Below are 16,117 nucleotides of genomic sequence, written 5' to 3' on the forward strand. Positions count from 1 at the left end.
AAAATGTTACCAGCCCGGATTCTGGCCCAGCTCCGGATTTTGCAGCCGGTCGTTTTCGGGGATGGGGTAGAGGTAAAATTTATCGTTCCACTTCCGCGGAATGTTGCTCAGCCAGGTCAGTTCACCGGAGGTGTCGTTCGACAGCCGCTGCGGATTCGGCACACCGTTGACGGTTTCGGCCACGTTGATGTACGTCACGCCCGCCAGTTGCGTAGCCGGTCTAACCTTGTAGAACACCACGTCGTTTTTGCCGTCTTCGTTCAGGTCCAGTGGCGTGTCGAGCGCCGGAACGTAAAAACCGTTCCAGACCTGCTCCATCAATTCCCCGCGTTTCCAGCGAATCAGGTCCGAGAACCGGAAACCTTCGAGCGCCAGTTCGATGCCCCGCTCACGCCGGATTTCGAGCAGCGACGGGTCCGAAATACCGGGGAAATAATTGGCCTGTAAGTACGGATCGGCCACCGTGGGCCGGGCCGTCAGACCACCCGTAATACCGGCCCGTTTCCGCAGCGCACCAATGGTTTGCGTCCAGTCGGCGTCGGTAAAGGTACCCAACTCGGCTTTAGCTTCCGCGTAATTCAGCAAAATTTCGGCGTAGCGCATGATCGAGATGGAGTTGTCGTTGCGGCTTCCACCGTCGTAAAAGGTGTCGTCCAGCGTCCATTTGATCGGCTGGTAGCCCGTGTAGGTGTACGAGAAAACCGGAGGGCCAGGCTCGGATACTCCGCCATTTACCCGGGTATAACCGGGCGTACGGATGGTTTGCGAAAGCCGTTTGTCGCGTCCTTTCACTTCCTGCATAAACGTCAGGGTTTTATAGCCGGGTTTGCTCGTAAACGGTGTTCCGTCGATGTTCAGGTAGGTATTGACAAACGTGCGGGTCAGGCTCACGCGGGCGCCGTAGGTAGCACTGGTCCACCACCAGTTGGCGTCGTTGAATATGCTCAGGGCCGGATCAACGACCGCCGACAGCATGATTTCGTTCGTGATCGGCGTCTTATTGATGAACAACTGACGGTACGATTTGTCGGTTCCGCCCGCTTCGTAGAGCGAGAAACCGCCTTCTTTCATCACCGCTTCGGCGGCCGTTACCGCTTCGGCCAGCCATTTGGCCGCCGTGCCTTCGAGCTTGTAGGAGGTCTGGTATTTCCGGAATGTACCTTCAAACAGGCAAATCCGGGATTTGAACCCCTGGGCAACGGATTTGGTAATCAGCGTGCGCGAGTTGTCGGAAGTGGTCCGGATGTTCTGGGTCGCGTAATTCAGGTCGGCCAGTACCGAATCCATCACCATTACGCGCGAATCGCGGCCTTTGTACAAATCCTGATCCGACACGCCCATAGCTTTGTTGATCCAGGGCACATCGCCAAACCGCTTCACTTTATCGAAGTAGAACAGCGCCCGGAAAAACCGCGCCAGACCGATGTAATGCCGCCGAACATCGACCGGAACCGCCGGATCGGTCGTATTTTCGATGAAATAGTTGATGTTCCGCAATGTTGTCCATGACCATCCGCTGCTTTGGCGGGGGCCATAAGCACCTTCCCGAATGAAATCCGGCACCTGGGTCCGGGCGGCAAAATCCGCCATTTCGTCGCTGCGAATAATGTCGTTGGCCGAGGGAAGGGCATCGTAAAACGAGTTGGCGTACAGTTCTAACCCTTTCTCACTGCTAAAAACCGCATTCTTGGTGGCCGTGGATTCCGGCACCTGTTCCAGTTCGCTACAGCCGGTGAAAAACAGACCGGCCAGCAAAAGTCCTATATGTTGTAATTTCATGGTGTTACTGATGATCAATTAAAAGGTTACGGACAGACCCATCGTGAAGCTCTTCAGAATCGGGTAGTTGTGGCCGTTTCCGCTGGTGCCGCTGGTCAGAACCCGGTCGGATTCGGTTGCGCTTTCCACATCCAGATCCCGCGTCCGTTTGTACAGCGACGCCAGCGTCCAGATGTTTTCGGCTGATACAAACACCCGGGCACTGCTCATGCCCGCCTTGCTGATAAGCAGTTTCGGCAGGTTGTAGCCCAACTGGATGTTTTTTAACCGCATGTACGCCAGATTTTGCAGATACTTGGTTTGTTCCTGACGGAGTTCACCCGCGCCATTCTGGGCTACGTAGCCACGGTACCGGGGCAGGTAAGCATTCGGGTTTTCGGGCGACCAGATGTTGTCCAGATGCCAGGTTGGCAGGCGGTTGTACGGACGGTTGTACTGCCCCCAGAACGTACCGGCTTCGGCACCCGGCCACCAGTCCTGCTTGCCGACGCCCTGAAAGAAAGCCGAGAAAAAGAAGTTGTTCCAGTCGGCGTTGAGCATGATGCCGTAGGTATAACGGGGCGTCGAGTTACCGATGATCCGGCGGTCGCCCGGATTATCAACGGTATTATCACCGTTGTTAATCACGCCGTCGCCGTTGATGTCGCGGAATTTGATGTCGCCCGGCAGCCATTGGCCGGTATTCGACGCCCGGAACAGCGTTTGCTTGGCCGAATTCTTAATGTCTTCTTCCGACGTAAAGAAACCTTCGGTGGTATACCCCCAGATTTCGCCCACGGTCTGACCGGCGTAATAATCTGTCAGTCGTCTGTACGGGTTGTTAAACTTGTCGATCCGTGCGAGGTAGTCGGCCATCGTCAGCCGCACTTCGTAGCCGAACGGTTTGCCGCCTACATTGGCCTTATCCCGCCAGGCCAGCACGGCTTCCCAGCCTTTGGTGGTCAGGTCGGCGTAGTTGCCTTTGGGGACATCGGTTCCGAAAACGGCGGGCAGGGTCATCCCGACCGTGAACATATCCGTTGTTTTCCGGATGTAGGCATCGGCGGTCAGCGTCAGGCGGTTGTTCAGCATACCCAGGTCCAGACCCAGATCGGCGGTGGTGGAGGTTTCCCAGGTCAGGCCGTCGGGGATGACGCTCGGCTGGCCGGTTTTCTGCGGACGGGTACCGTTCAGAATCCGACCGGATTGCGAAATGGCAAACTTCTCCTGGAACGCGTACGAATCAATTGTTCCGTTCCCCAGCGAACCGTACGACCCTCTGATTTTCAGGTCAGAAATGATTTTCGGGGATACTTTCCAGAACGGTTCATTGATAACGCGCCAGCCCGCCGAAACCGAGGGGAAAAACGCGTACCGCTGACCCGCCGGGAACTTCGAAGAACCGTCATAACGACCGTTTACTTCCAGCAGGTACCGGTCTTTGAAACCGTAGTTCAGCCGGTAAAAACCGCCTACGATGGCCCAGATATCGCTGCCGCCACCAGTTGTAATGGCCTGACCCAACGCGAGGTTGATGTCATTCGCATTTTCGTAAATCAAGCCGTTCCGAACTACTTCCAGCCGACGGTAATTGGACGTTTCGTAGTTGTAACCCACCAGCGCTTTTACATAATGGTTCTGGTTGATCTTAGGCTCGTACTCGGCGTAGAGGTTAGTCGCCGTATACAGCGTTTCGCGGTAAATGTTCTGGAGGTCGTTGGTGTTCGTTCCCACGTACTCGATGACGCCCGGTATGCGGCTGTACGGCACCGGTACCCGCCGACGGTATTCGTTGTTGTCGGTCGTCTGGAACGTAAAGTTACCGTTGACCCGTAGTTGGTTATCGAAGAAGTTCGTCGTAAAATCGGCGGTGTTCCGGAAAACCCGCCGGTCCATGTCGATACCGTTCTTGCCGTACCAGAAATCACCCACGGTATAGGCGGCTGAGTACGACAGTGTTCCGTCCGGGTTGAACATGGGTGACATGTTGTGGCCTTCGTCCGAGATGTTCCGCCAGATGCTGCCGCCTTCACCAACGTTCAGCGGGTTGTGGTATTTCATGGACGAAAAATCGGCGTTATTGCCAACCTTCAGCCACGGAAACACCTGCACCGACCCTTTGGCGCGTAAACTCAGAATGTTGTAATCATCGGAATTGTAGCGGAACAACCCTTCCTGCGCGTAATACCGTCCGGTTACGTAAAAATCCGCTTTGCCGCTGCTGCCCGATACCGAGAGGTTATGTTCAGTAGCGCTGGTCCGGTTTTTATACAACTCCTTGTACCAGTCGGTGTTATGGTAATAGACGTATTCACCGGTGGCCGGGTCAATGTCGGTTTTGGGCAGACTGGGATCGTTGTTTCTCCGTTCAAATTCCGCCAGGTAAGCCGGAGAAAACCGCACGGTTTTGTTGACGTTCTGGGGTGTCTGGGAATAGTCGTTCCAGGCCGACCACCCTTCGTTGAACATTTTGGCAAACAGGTAGCCGTTGGTTACAAAATCCGGTACTGTCGTCGGACTTTTGATGGAATGATTCAGCGAGTACGTAACGCTGGTCCGGTCTTTCGTTGGATTTTTGGTCGTAATCAATACCACCCCGAAGGCTCCCCGTGCTCCGTAGATAGCCGCCGAAGCCGCATCTTTCAGGACCGATACCGAGGCTACATCGTTCGGGTTCAGGCGGCTGGGGTCGCCTTCCACACCGTCGATGAGCACCAGGGCGTTACCTCCCTGACCAATGGACGTGGTACCCCGAATGTTGTAGGAGGGTGACTGGATGGGTTTGCCGTCGCCCATTTTCAGGTTCAGGTTCGGAATGGTGCCCTGCAAACCTTGCGTCAGGTTAGGCAGCGAACGGTTGTCGAGCACTTCGCTGGTGATCTGATCAACGGCTCCGGTCAGGTTTACTTTTTTCTGCGTTCCATAACCGACCACGACGATTTCACTCAGCGTTTTGGTGTCCGGTTTGAGCGAAACGTTCAGGCTGGTGCGGTTGCCCACCACCACTTCCTGCGGTTCGTAACCCACAAAGCTGAAGACGAGCACGGCATCCGTCGAGGGGACAACCAGACGGTACGTACCATCAACGTCGGTAGTGGTTCCTTTGGAGGAGCCCTTCAGAATAACGCTGACACCGGGCAGGGCTTCGCCTTTTTCGCTGTCGATGACACGGCCCTCAATGGAGACGTCAACAACGGCGGTTTTTGTATCGGCCGGTTGCCTGATACTGGCGAACGTCTGGCTATAGCCCGTGACCTGATTACCGGTCAGCAGGACAGCCAGAAAACACGCGTTTCGTACGAGTTTTTTCATAGAAAACTTGGCTAAATAAATAGGTTAGTGGACATTAGATCATGCCGCCTTGGCTCATTTGCAACAATAAAACTAGGTTTTTTTGGATTATTATTGTGCGCTGGATGCTGCTTAATTTTGCAGTAAATTTCAACTTTCGGTCCTTGAGCGCATTACACATTCATCCCAATCCACCTTTTGGTCGAAAATATTCAACTGTTTTTTTAGTTAGTTTTGGATTGACCAGCCTGATGGTGACGAATGATCGCTGGCGAACGACCCGGCTGAATCGGAGCGGGGGTTAGGAATTGAGCTGCGAAGAAACAGAATTAACAGATTTTACGCCCGCCGAAACAGGTTAAGAAATTGTGATTTCAACCGGGAAATGATTACGAAAAATTTACCTGAATATGGCACCGGGTGTTACTGCCGGTTTTTGGAGTCGATGATAATCGTCACCGGGCCGTCGTTAACCAGGGCTACTTTCATATCGGCCCCAAACTCACCGGTTTCGATGGGTTTGCCCAGGTCCGCCGAAAGCTGCCGGATCATTTGTTCGTAGAGGGGAATGGCTACCTCGGGCCGGGCGGCTTCGATAAACGAAGGGCGGTTTCCTTTTTTCGTGCTGGCGTGTAGCGTAAACTGGCTGATGAGCAGAATGGAGCCGTCAACGGCTTTCAGGTCCAGGTTCATTTTGCCTTCGGCATCGCCGAAAATCCGCATCCCGACAATTTTCTTGCTCAGCCAGTCGAGGTCTTCGCGGGTGTCCTCGTGGGTGATGCCCAGCAAAATGAGAAAACCGGTGCCGATCCGGCCCTTTATGTGTCCGTCGATGGTGACGGATGCTTCAGAAACGCGTTGAATAACTGCAATCACGGGTTATATACTAAGTAATAAACTGGCAATTAAAAAATAAACACCAATGCCAATCAGGTCGTTGACGGTAGTGATGAACGGGCCGGACGCAATGGCGGGGTTGATGCCGAACTGATTCAGAACGATGGGCGTGATGGTGCCCATAAACGACGCCAGCAGGACCACCGTAAGCAGGGCCAGCGAAACCACCGGTACAAGTCGCGGTTCGCCGATGAGCAGACAATACGAACCGGCCAGCGAGCCAATAATCAATCCGTTGATTAAGGCCACGAGCACCATTTTCGCCAGCCGTTGACCCACCGTGGCGCTCAAACCGGATTTTTCGGCGAGGCTCTGCACGATCAGCGAAGCGGTCTGAATACCGACGTTGCCGCCCGTTGAGCCAATAATCGGGATAAAAGCCGCCAGGGCCGCAATTTTGCTTAGTTGGGCATTAAATGTATTGATCACCGTAGCGGCCAGCAAACTACCAACGGCTCCGGCAATCAGCCACGGCAAGCGGGCACCGACGAGCTTCCAGATCGTGTCGTCTTCTTCTTCCACGTCGCCCGTAATACCGGTAATGGCCTGAATATCCAGTTCGGCCTGCTCGGTAATCACGTCCACCACGTCATCAATGGTAATCTGGCCCAGCAGCCGCCCCTGTACGTTGACGACCGGCACGGCTTCGAGGTCATACCGCTGCATCACTTCAGCCACCTCCTGAACGGGCCGGTAGGTTTCCACGAAAATAACATCCGGCTCATAAATGTCGGCTATTTTGGCGGCTTTGCGCGCCAGCACAATTTTCTTGAGCGACACCCGGCCCACGAGTTTGTCGGTATCGTCAACCACATACACCGAGTAGACGTTCTCCACGTTTTCGGCCTGCTGCCGGATCTCTTCCACGCACTGGGTGACGGTCAGGTTGAGGTTAATCTTGATCAGCTCCTTCTGCATCAAACCGCCAGCTACGTCTTCGTCGTAATGCAGCAGATCGAGAATAAACCGGGCCTGTTCGCGGTCCGTCAGCAGGGCGATAACTTCCTCGCGGGTCTGGATGGGCTGTTCGTTGAGCAGGTCCACGGCGTCGTCGGAGTCCATCTCATCGACGTACTGCGCCAGTTCGCCGGAGGTGAAACTTTGCAGAAACTCCCGCCGGTCGATCTCCTCCAGATTCGCCAGAATTTCGGCTCCAACTTTCTTATCGAGCAGTGTCAGCAGATACCGGGCTGATTCGGTATCGAGTTCGTAGAGAATGCCGGAAATATCGGCCGGATACAGTTCTTCCATCTCCGTCCGCAGCGTAGCGTCGTCCTGGGTGTCGATGGCTGTCTGAATGTGCTCTACGTATTCTTTGGTAAGCTCGAAAGTCATTAGCTAGAATGATGCATTATAAATGATGAACGATGAATGCGACGCAGATAAATTCATCGTTCGTCATTCCTGGTTCATCATTAACGTGGTTAGTTCGACAAATTCCGCTACGCCCAACTGTTCGGCGCGTTTGTCGAGCAGCGGGTGAGATTGCAGACTTTCCGGCGGATTCAACGGTTTCAAGGCGTTCCGGAGCGTTTTCCGGCGGTTATTAAAACCCTGTTTGACAACCTGCATGAATTTCTTTTCGTTGCAGGGCAGGGCCACCACGTCGTTCCGGCGCAGGCTGATGACGCCCGACTGCACATTCGGCGGGGGCGAAAAAACGCTGGCATCCACCGTGAATTCGTATTTAATGTCGTAGTAAGCCTGCAAAAAAACGCTCAGAATACCGTAGTCTTTGTTGCCGGGTGGTGAGGCAATCCGCTGCGCTACTTCCCGTTGCAACATACAAACGACTTCCTGGACCTGCTGGCGGTGTTCTAATACGTTAAAGAGAATTTGCGACGAAATGTTATACGGAAAGTTACCAATGATCGCCACTGGCTCCGGAAACTGGGCCGATAAATCCATTTTCAGGAAGTCGCCTTCCAGAATACGACCGTGCAGTGCCGGAAAGTGAGCGTTCAGGTAAACAATCGATTCGGTGTCGATTTCAATGACGTGGGTAGTATACGGTAAACCGTCTTTCAGTAGATATTGCGTCAGGACGCCCATACCGGGGCCGATTTCCAGAACGGTCTTGTAGCCGTTATGACCCGTCAGCAGCCCGGCAATGCGTTCAGCAATGCTGAGGTCTTTCAGAAAATGCTGACCCAGGTGTTTTTTGGCCCGAACCGCATCGTCGCGGCCGGAAGAAGACCGGTCGGGTTTCGTGTATTTAGATTTTTTTCCGTAGGAACGCTCAGACATAGATCCGCTATTTTAAGTTACAAAGGTACGCTTACCAAGTGATGAACGGTATAAAATCGGGTGGCATTTGCTGGAGATTTGGTTAATTTTACGGCTTTCGGGCCGATCCGTCATTTATTCATGCAGAAGGGCGTTATTCACTACGATGAGTTGACCGAATGCGGGCTGTTTAAAGACGCCAGCGGCCAGATCCATGTTTTCCGGAAAGGCGATCCGGTTTATCAGCGCCTTTGGGCGAACGAACTACCGGAAAAACCGTTGGATACGGCTTCGGTAATAACCGGGCCAATACCGCCCAGACCCGTTGTTGTAGCTGAAAATCCGCCCATAGTAACATCCCAAACCCGTTCCGGCGCAGGACGGGCGAGCCGGATGCAGGTGCTGAACTGGGCGGGCATGGCCTTGTCCGGGCTGGCGCTGCTGCTGCTGATCAACATTGGGGGCGGACCCCGCAAAGACGGCATGGGCACGAATCCGAAGCTCATTGAGTCGATCTGGGCCGTAGCCGCCGGAGGATTGCTCCTGATCGAATTGATTTATTTCAGCATCGGAGCCGCCCGATCACGCATACGTACGAATTACTGGGCGATTGTCGTTTGTACAGTATTTGCCACGTTGCTCATGCAGGGCTGCGAAAATTATCAGGCCGACCGGGTAGCGGACGTTTATACCATCGTACTGGCCCTTTTGATGGTAATCATTTACTTACTACCCCGGCAAAAAAACGGGTGACAGTATTCGTTATTTCTAGTTAATACCGGAAGAGGCAGGTGGAGCTTTCTTTCTGAACATAAAAATTACGACGCACACACGAATGAATCAGCCATCTTTCCGGGCCAATGGCCTGTTTTTTTTAGTGCTTCTTCTCCTGGTTCAGGGGTGTAGCCGAAAAGAAAAAAAAGCCGAGAAACAACCCGAAACCAAACCCGCGGGCATCAGCAACATTCTGTTTTTTCTGGAAACATCGGCCAGTATGGGCGGCTACCTGAAAGGAGAGACGAATTTTAAGGTAACCGTATCCGAACTGGTGACCAAACTGAACCAGGTGGCCCCGGTCGAAGTCTGGACCATTGCCGGAAAACCGCAGCCGTTTGCGGGGGGCTACAATCAGTTCGTGGTCAATCTGGCCACTACGCCCCTGGCCAACGAACGAAGCTCAGAACTGCACCGGATTTTCAAGCAGGTGGGCGAGAAGGCCAAAGGCAATACCGTTGCGATGCTGGTATCAGACTGCATTCTTTCGTTTCCGGATGCCGAGATTAAAAAGAACCCCGAAATCAACCGCCAGAACGCGGAAAGCGTCCTGAAAAGCCAGATCAATGACCAGTTTGCGGCCTTAAAAAAACAGGGCATCAGCGCCACGGTTTTTGCCTACAGCTCCGGTTTTAATGGGACTTACTACGACTATCAGAACAACAAACACAAATTGACCGGCGAATCCCGGCCGTTTTATGTCTGGGTAATTGGCAAACAGGAACTGGTAGCCGATTTAAACCAGAAGCTGAACGAATTGCTGATCACCAAACCCGCCAAACAACTCGATTTCGGGGCCAGCGGTGCACTCAAACAGTACGATCTGTTCTTTTCCCTCAATAAAAAAGGAGACTGGCGGGCCGAGAAAGCGGGCCTTTCTGAACTAACCGTCAAACCGTCGAAGCCTGCTGAGTTTGCGGTCGGCGTTAACCTGGGCGGTTTGCCAACCTACGCGCAGGCCGAAGACTATGTGAAGAAAAATCTGGCGGTAACCTCACCTAATGCCACCGTCAAGCTGGTCAATGTGCAGAAGAAAGAGAAGGTGCCGACCGAGCGCATTAAAGAACGGGAATTGAAACTACTCAACCAGAATACGCACGTATTGACGTTCCGGGTCGAAAATCTTTATGATGAAAAAGCCAATGTAGCTATTAAATTGCCGGTCCGATTCGATGACTGGTATGCTACCGGCTGGTCGACGATGGACGACCGGACGCCCGCGAGCCGGTTGAACAAAACCTTTGCGCTGGTTCACCTGATGAACGGGGTCAAGGAAGCCTACCAATCGTCGACCAACGATTTTCTGGTCCTGAATCTTACACTGGAAAAATAAATTACCCGTACTCTGGAGTGACTGGCTGCGTGCGTTCAGGTACCTTCAGGGGTAAAATGCAAACAAATACTAACTATTACCCAAATGTTTGTAACTCTCTATGAACTCTGGCTGGGCCAGAACAACGACCCCATCTACGCTGATGAAATTTTTACCCCGGTTGGGCTCATTACGCTCTTATTCTCACTGGCATTAGCGGCTTTGTTTTACCTGATTCTGGGCCGTTGGAAAGCCATTTTTTACCGGACTTCCCACTGGATTATCGCGCTGGTCATTGCCGGTATTTTCGGATACGCCTATGCGCTCTGGTACGCGCTGGATGCCACCGACGCCGAAGAAACCGATAGTTACATGCAGGGGTTTGGAGGAGTAAACTTATTGTATGCTCTAATTTACTTCTTCGTTTTTTCGTTACTCCTGAAGCGGTTTTCCATTTTTGCGAAGCGAACCCCTTTCTGAACTTAACTGGTCTTGAACTGGAATTACACCAATTCAAGGATTAACTAAGAAAATCTGAACTGGGATTTTACCGATTAGAGGAGTAGCGGTAAGCACTTATGGTTTTATAACCTGGGAACCCTTTAATCCGCATAATCCCAATTCAAGACGACTATGAAACTATTCTTATTTGGTATTGGCGGGACGGGCGCCCGCGTCCTTCGCTCGCTGACGATGTTACTGGCGGCTGGAGCCAAAGCCCCTGCGGATCTGACCATTATCCCTATTCTGCTTGATATGGACATGCAGAACGGGGACACGGAACGGGCCTTGCGGGAGGTTGAACTGTATCGCGCGATCCGCCGGGTGGCTTATAAAGACACGGCCGCCAGCCAGGGCGCACAGACCGAACGGCGAACCTTTTTTGCCACACCCCTGCAACCGCTCGGCACCCTACAGGCCGAAAATGCCCAGGAAAAAATCGGAGACTCGGTGCTGCCCAAGCTGACCGACCACGAAGGCACGTTCGAAGAATTTCTGAGCGTCAGCAACATGGACGACATCGACCGCGAACTGCTGAAACTGCTCTATGATAACTCGGCCAAGCCCACCAGTGCGGAGCTGAAACTCAATCTGTCGGTCGGTTTTAAAGGGAATCCCAATATCGGCAGTGTGGTGTTTAATGCACTGGAAGATTCGGCGGTGTATAAATATTTTACCGGCGCTTTCAACGACCAGACCGACCGGATTTTTCTGATCAGTTCCATTTTCGGTGGAACCGGTTCGGCGGGTTTTCCGCAGTTGGTGAAGCTGCTGCAACACCCCAGCCAGAAAATCCAGATTCGGAATGCGAAGAAAGGTGCCGTCACGGTAATGCCGTATTTTGCGCTGGAAGAAAACAGCCAAAGCGCCATCGACCAGAACCGTTTCCTGTCGAAAACCAAGGCGGCTTTGTCGTACTACCAGACGCAGGTGAATCTGGATGCGCTCTATTACATCGGCGACCGACCCGGCAGCAAACTGTATCCGAACGTAGAAGGCGGGGCCAAGCAGACCAACAACGCCCACGTGGTCGAGATGCTGGCGGCTGCGTCCATTCTGGATTTTGCCAACAAACCCGAGGGCGAGTTCGGCGATGCCAAACGGTATTTTGAGTACGGTTTGAAGCGCAACGACCGCACGCTCGACCTGCCGCATTTCTACGACCAGACCTACAACGGTTTGCTCGAACCCCTCATCCGGTTTGCCTACGCAACAAAATTCTTCACCGACTTTGTGCCAGGCAACCTGGGCGAAGCCTTTGCCAAAAACCTGTCGCTGTCGCAGAACCTGCGGACGAATACGTTCTACACGTCGCTGGACAATTTCATGACGCACCACTTCAAGAACTGGCTGGGCGAAATGGCGCAGAATGACCGGGCTTTTTATCCGTTCGATATGCAGAACGATTTCAACGCGATGGTGCGCTCGAAGCGAATCGAAACCGGTTTCTTCGACAAAGGAATCAGCGAGAAGTTTCTGCGGGATCAGGCCGGGAAAATTGAAAATTCCCTACAGTCGTCTTTCCCCGAACCGGAGAAGCGGTTTATGCAGCTGCTCATCGAAGTAGCGGAAAAATGCCGCGAAAAACTCGGCCCGCTGAACCGGCAACTATCCGACGCTGCTGTATAAGGTTTAAGTTATTTAACAGACGGGGCCGCCCGGCGGTTTAGCGGAGATCATCAGCGTTGATCAGAGGCTCCGCTTAGCTCTGATTTCCTCTGATAAACTCTGCGAAATAGTTTTTTAAATATGCCACATATTCTCAGAATTGATAACGACCCCAACGTCAGCCAGCAGAACCATCAGGATTGGACGGGTTCGCACACGGGTCTGACGGGCAACCGCATTGAACACATTCCTGACACGCTTTCCGGTGCAGGTGGTGGAGCCGCCGGGGCCGCAGCAAAAGCCGGAACGTCGATTCCTTCGCCGTTTGCGCGGCTGTACCTGTTCGACACGGCGTTCCGAATGGTCAAAAACAACCAGACTCCCCGCGAATTGTCGCTATACCACGTTCTGGTGTCGCACGCGCTCGATATGCTGGAGCTTCTGTTTCAGGCCGGAAACAGTGCCGACCTGACCTACCGGGTCTGGAGCCGGGCCGACCGGCTGGATACCCTGCGCAGAAAAGCCAATACTTCAACAACCGTCCGGCATTCGCACCAGATTCTGGCCAAAGCACTGGAACTGGATTTGCGGGGTGCCCTGGAGACTCTTCAGCAGTTTACGCTGATTTATTACAAAGGCGCGCTGCTCGGCGGAACATCACCTCTGACGCTGGTGTTTACGTCGCCCAACTGGGAGCAGGAACGGCAGAACAAGTTTATCGATCCGCCCAAAAGCACAACCGGCCGCACCTTATTCCAGAACGAATATATCCCGTTGCAGGACCGCGATACGGCGTTTGTCACCTACCTGCGACGGCTTTACGATCAATACAAGGATTCCCTGCCCGCCAAAAGCGGTTTTTCCGAGTTTCTATACAAAGCGTTTTTCGATAATGCCGTGCAACTGCCGGTGGAAGGGAATACGACGCTGGCGAACTTTGAGCCGATTCAGATTGGGGGCGAAGGCAATTCAACCCTGCAAGTGTTGCCGGGGCTGGCGCTGTACAAAGTGCGCGAAAACGACGTGCTGGACGACATCGAAGAAAACAGTGATTTCGTGATGCAGCCCACGGTTTCGTATTACCAGCAGGAAAGTCGCAACGGAGCGCCCACGAACGTACGTAAACCGCTGGCCCTCGCGTCGCGCATGGATGTAGCCGGGCGGTATGTTAAAAACACCAACTGGAATCCGCAAACGGTAATTCTGCGGTCGATGCTGAACAACCTGAGCGAAGGCGGTTTACTGGCCGAACGGTATTTGCCGGGCGTTGACAACGTGCGGTATCCCTTCCTGACTACCGACGATTTTCTGGAGGATTTTCTGATTCAGGTGCCGTTTAAGATCAACAACAAACGGTTTTTTACGGGAACAATCGGGGAGTGTGAATTTCTGCTGCCGGTGCGGAAAGAGTATTTTAACTTCTTCCGGATCGAAGATTTGCAGAGGCAATTCACCTTTTCGGCCGAACACCGCGGAACGGATAAAATCATTACGGCCACCCTCCGGATACCGATTCGGAATAACCGCACCATTGAGTTCCGGAAAGAATACAACCTGTCGCGTACGGAAACCGCCGTTGATTTCCGGGCTGGGCTGGCCTTCTTCCCGTTCTACCGGCTGACGGTTCCGGATTTGCAAAACCTGAATCAGTACCACGTCATGCTGGCCGACGTCAGCGACCCGAGCATCGGTTTCCGGGCCCACAATTCCGTCCAGTTTTACGAACTGCCCAACATTATCGCCGGAAAACCGCTCAACGTGCCGACGCCCGAACCGCGTTCGCCGAAGGTTGACCCGCTACCGGCTTCGTATTTCTACAACGTGCCGCAGGCTTTCGATGTGATGGAAATCCGGCTGGAACGCAGCGGTATTCCGTACCGTGGACTGGTCCTGCCGCAGTTTACGACCATCGCCGAGAAGGGTTACAAAAACTTTACGTTTGCCATCGATTTCGGAACATCCAACACGCACATTGCCTATACCGATGCTGCGCTGGGTGATGTAGAGCCGAAAGCCTTAACGGTCAGCGATCAGGTGACGGCACTGGACAGGGACGAACTGCAAATGGTCCTGTTTAACAAGCCGTATGAAGGCTACGAAGCACAGACCGTTTACGATAAATACCGGCTTCCGGCCAGTTACGGAGGCATTGTTCCACTGGATGCCCTGATTCGGCGCGAGTTTATTCCGGCCATCATCGGCAAAGAGTTTGGCTCGCCCTTCTCGTTTCCGCTACGCACTACCGTATACGAAAAAAGCGGCTTTACAAACAGCCCCCACAACCTGTTTTCGAAAGTCAACCTGGGCTTTAACATCGACCTGGAAGAGGGGAGTACGGGTGTTAACCACTACGTGACGAACCTGAAATGGCTGTTTGAAAACCAGCCGGCCGATACCCTGAACCGGCCCCGTGTACGCGCTTTCTTTGAAACATTGTTGTTACTGATTCGGAATAAAGTAATTCTAAATCAGGGTAATGTTCAGCAAACAACGGTAGCCTGGTTGGCTCCGTCGAGTATGCGGGCCATGACGGAAGAGAGTCTGGTGGGTGAGTGGGAACAGGCGGCTCGGAATGTATTCGGTACAACGGCCAATTTCCGGTCGAAACCGGTGCCGGAGTCACTGGCTCCGTATTTCTATCTGGTGAAGAACGGAGTGAAATCGTTTGCTGATACCGTCAACGTGGACATCGGGGGCGGAACGGCGGATATCATGCTGTTTATGAAGCAGCAGGGTCGGTATCTGAACACTTCGTTCCGGTTTGCCGGGTACGACATCTGGGGGGGTGGACTGGACGAACAGGGTCATCCGTCGCACCGGAAGGACAACGGTTTTGTCAAGAATTACCTGGCCTACCGCCGGACGCTCAACCAGGCGCCCGCGCGGGAGGACTCGATTCTCGATACGTTCCTGAACAAACCGGAGCTGACTGCCGAGGACATTGTTAGTTTACTGTTTAAATACGATAGTCACTTCAAGTTTACGCAGTCGATTCAGGACGGTAAACCGGCCCTGCGAATTGTTCTGTACCTGCACTACAGCGCCATTGTGTACCACCTGGTGCAACTGCTCGAAGCGCACAATCTGGCCCTGCCGCGTTACCTGACATTTACGGGTCGGGGCAGTCAGTATCTGGCGATGCTCGGGTCGCGTTCACGCCTGATTCAGTATACGAAAATGCTGTTCAAGGCGTACTCGAAGCAGCCAGTTCCGACCGATTTTGAGGTGATTCTTTCCGAAAATCCAAAGGAAACGACGGCCAACGGTGCGGTGCTGTACGAAAATGCCGGAGCCGAAAAAGCGCAGTACGAAAACCGTGAAACGACCAGCTACTGGGGAAATCTGCCCGCAACCGACGAGGGTGGGGAAGGGCAGGAGCCGCAACCAGACTTCACGTTTGAATACCGCCGGACCAAAATTGGGGAGGTGAGCCCGTTGCAGGAGTTTCACCACTCGGTACTGCACAACATGAAACGGTTTCTGGAACTGACGCTGCTCGACCGCGATATTGCGTACTTCCTGAGCGAATACAACATCCAGACGCCCGAACGGTATGTGGACTACCTGGCTGGCACGGATATTACGCGCGGAGGGCGGCTGTACGACAGTTATATGCTGGCGCGAATGGGCTTTGAACAACGGCCAAACGATGCGCTGGGAGAAACCTACTTCTTCCTGCCGCTCAAACATGCGCTCTATGAACTGTCGAAACACATTGCTGAATCGTAACCATCAACCTACTAACCACCG

10 protein-coding genes are annotated in these 16,117 nt (G+C 53.3%); 5 read left to right on the forward strand and 5 right to left on the reverse strand.

The features are described 5' to 3' along the window. Positions 1–6 precede the first annotated feature (6 nt). From LX87_RS05605 to rsmA, 5 genes are all read right to left on the reverse strand, one after another. Complete coding sequence (locus LX87_RS05605; protein WP_111627498.1) at positions 7–1,779, reverse strand: RagB/SusD family nutrient uptake outer membrane protein; 1,773 nt, start codon at positions 1,777–1,779, stop codon at positions 7–9. Between the two features lie 18 nt (positions 1,780–1,797). Next, positions 1,798–5,070 carry a SusC/RagA family TonB-linked outer membrane protein gene (locus tag LX87_RS05610; RefSeq protein WP_111627155.1) on the reverse strand — a complete coding sequence of 1,091 codons (3,273 nt, stop codon included), beginning with the start codon at positions 5,068–5,070 and terminating at the stop codon, positions 1,798–1,800. Positions 5,071–5,472: 402 nt separating this feature from the next. Next, the gene (gene dtd, locus LX87_RS05615) at positions 5,473–5,925 is read right to left on the reverse strand and encodes a D-aminoacyl-tRNA deacylase (RefSeq protein WP_111627156.1); all 453 of its coding nucleotides are present in this window, start codon (positions 5,923–5,925) and stop codon (positions 5,473–5,475) included. 3 nt (positions 5,926–5,928) lie between these two features. Continuing rightward, positions 5,929–7,281: a magnesium transporter gene (mgtE, locus tag LX87_RS05620; protein WP_111627157.1), complete on the reverse strand. Its 1,353-nt coding sequence runs from the start codon at positions 7,279–7,281 to the stop codon at positions 5,929–5,931. A gap of 63 nt (positions 7,282–7,344) precedes the next feature. Beyond that, positions 7,345–8,193, reverse strand: coding sequence for a 16S rRNA (adenine(1518)-N(6)/adenine(1519)-N(6))-dimethyltransferase RsmA (rsmA, locus tag LX87_RS05625; protein WP_111627158.1), 849 nt, complete (start codon positions 8,191–8,193; stop codon positions 7,345–7,347). Between the two features lie 60 nt (positions 8,194–8,253). Between rsmA and LX87_RS05630 the strand changes: the two genes are divergently transcribed. The 5 genes from LX87_RS05630 to LX87_RS05650 all read left to right on the forward strand — a co-directional run bounded on the left by LX87_RS05630 (position 8,254) and on the right by LX87_RS05650 (position 16,096). After that, positions 8,254–8,925 carry a hypothetical protein gene (locus LX87_RS05630; RefSeq protein ID WP_211325272.1) on the forward strand — a complete coding sequence of 224 codons (672 nt, stop codon included), beginning with the start codon at positions 8,254–8,256 and terminating at the stop codon, positions 8,923–8,925. 82 nt (positions 8,926–9,007) lie between these two features. Then, the gene (locus LX87_RS05635; protein ID WP_229310551.1) at positions 9,008–10,279 is read left to right on the forward strand and encodes a hypothetical protein; all 1,272 of its coding nucleotides are present in this window, start codon (positions 9,008–9,010) and stop codon (positions 10,277–10,279) included. Between the two features lie 84 nt (positions 10,280–10,363). Further along, positions 10,364–10,738, forward strand: coding sequence for a hypothetical protein (locus LX87_RS05640; protein ID WP_111627160.1), 375 nt, complete (start codon positions 10,364–10,366; stop codon positions 10,736–10,738). Between the two features lie 153 nt (positions 10,739–10,891). Beyond that, positions 10,892–12,388 (forward strand): hypothetical protein, encoded by a 1,497-nt coding sequence (locus tag LX87_RS05645; protein WP_111627161.1) that lies wholly within the window; start codon positions 10,892–10,894, stop codon positions 12,386–12,388. A 120-nt stretch (positions 12,389–12,508) separates the two neighbouring features. Next, positions 12,509–16,096 (forward strand): hypothetical protein, encoded by a 3,588-nt coding sequence (locus LX87_RS05650; RefSeq protein ID WP_111627162.1) that lies wholly within the window; start codon positions 12,509–12,511, stop codon positions 16,094–16,096. Positions 16,097–16,117: the final 21 nt, after the last annotated feature.

It is taken from the genome of Larkinella arboricola (assembly GCF_003259745.1).
In the GTDB taxonomy this organism is placed as follows: Bacteria; Bacteroidota; Bacteroidia; order Cytophagales; family Spirosomataceae; genus Larkinella; species Larkinella arboricola.

Coding starts and splice junctions, on each gene's coding strand:
- LX87_RS05610 (WP_111627155.1), bottom strand. CDS start 5,070: ATGAAAAAACTCGTACGAAACGCGTGTTTTCTGGCTGTCCTGCTGACC.
- LX87_RS05650 (WP_111627162.1), top strand. CDS start 12,509: ATGCCACATATTCTCAGAATTGATAACGACCCCAACGTCAGCCAGCAG.
- mgtE (WP_111627157.1), bottom strand. CDS start 7,281: ATGACTTTCGAGCTTACCAAAGAATACGTAGAGCACATTCAGACAGCC.
- LX87_RS05640 (WP_111627160.1), top strand. CDS start 10,364: ATGTTTGTAACTCTCTATGAACTCTGGCTGGGCCAGAACAACGACCCC.
- LX87_RS05645 (WP_111627161.1), top strand. CDS start 10,892: ATGAAACTATTCTTATTTGGTATTGGCGGGACGGGCGCCCGCGTCCTT.
- LX87_RS05605 (WP_111627498.1), bottom strand. CDS start 1,779: ATGAAATTACAACATATAGGACTTTTGCTGGCCGGTCTGTTTTTCACC.
- LX87_RS05635 (WP_229310551.1), top strand. CDS start 9,008: ATGAATCAGCCATCTTTCCGGGCCAATGGCCTGTTTTTTTTAGTGCTT.
- rsmA (WP_111627158.1), bottom strand. CDS start 8,193: ATGTCTGAGCGTTCCTACGGAAAAAAATCTAAATACACGAAACCCGAC.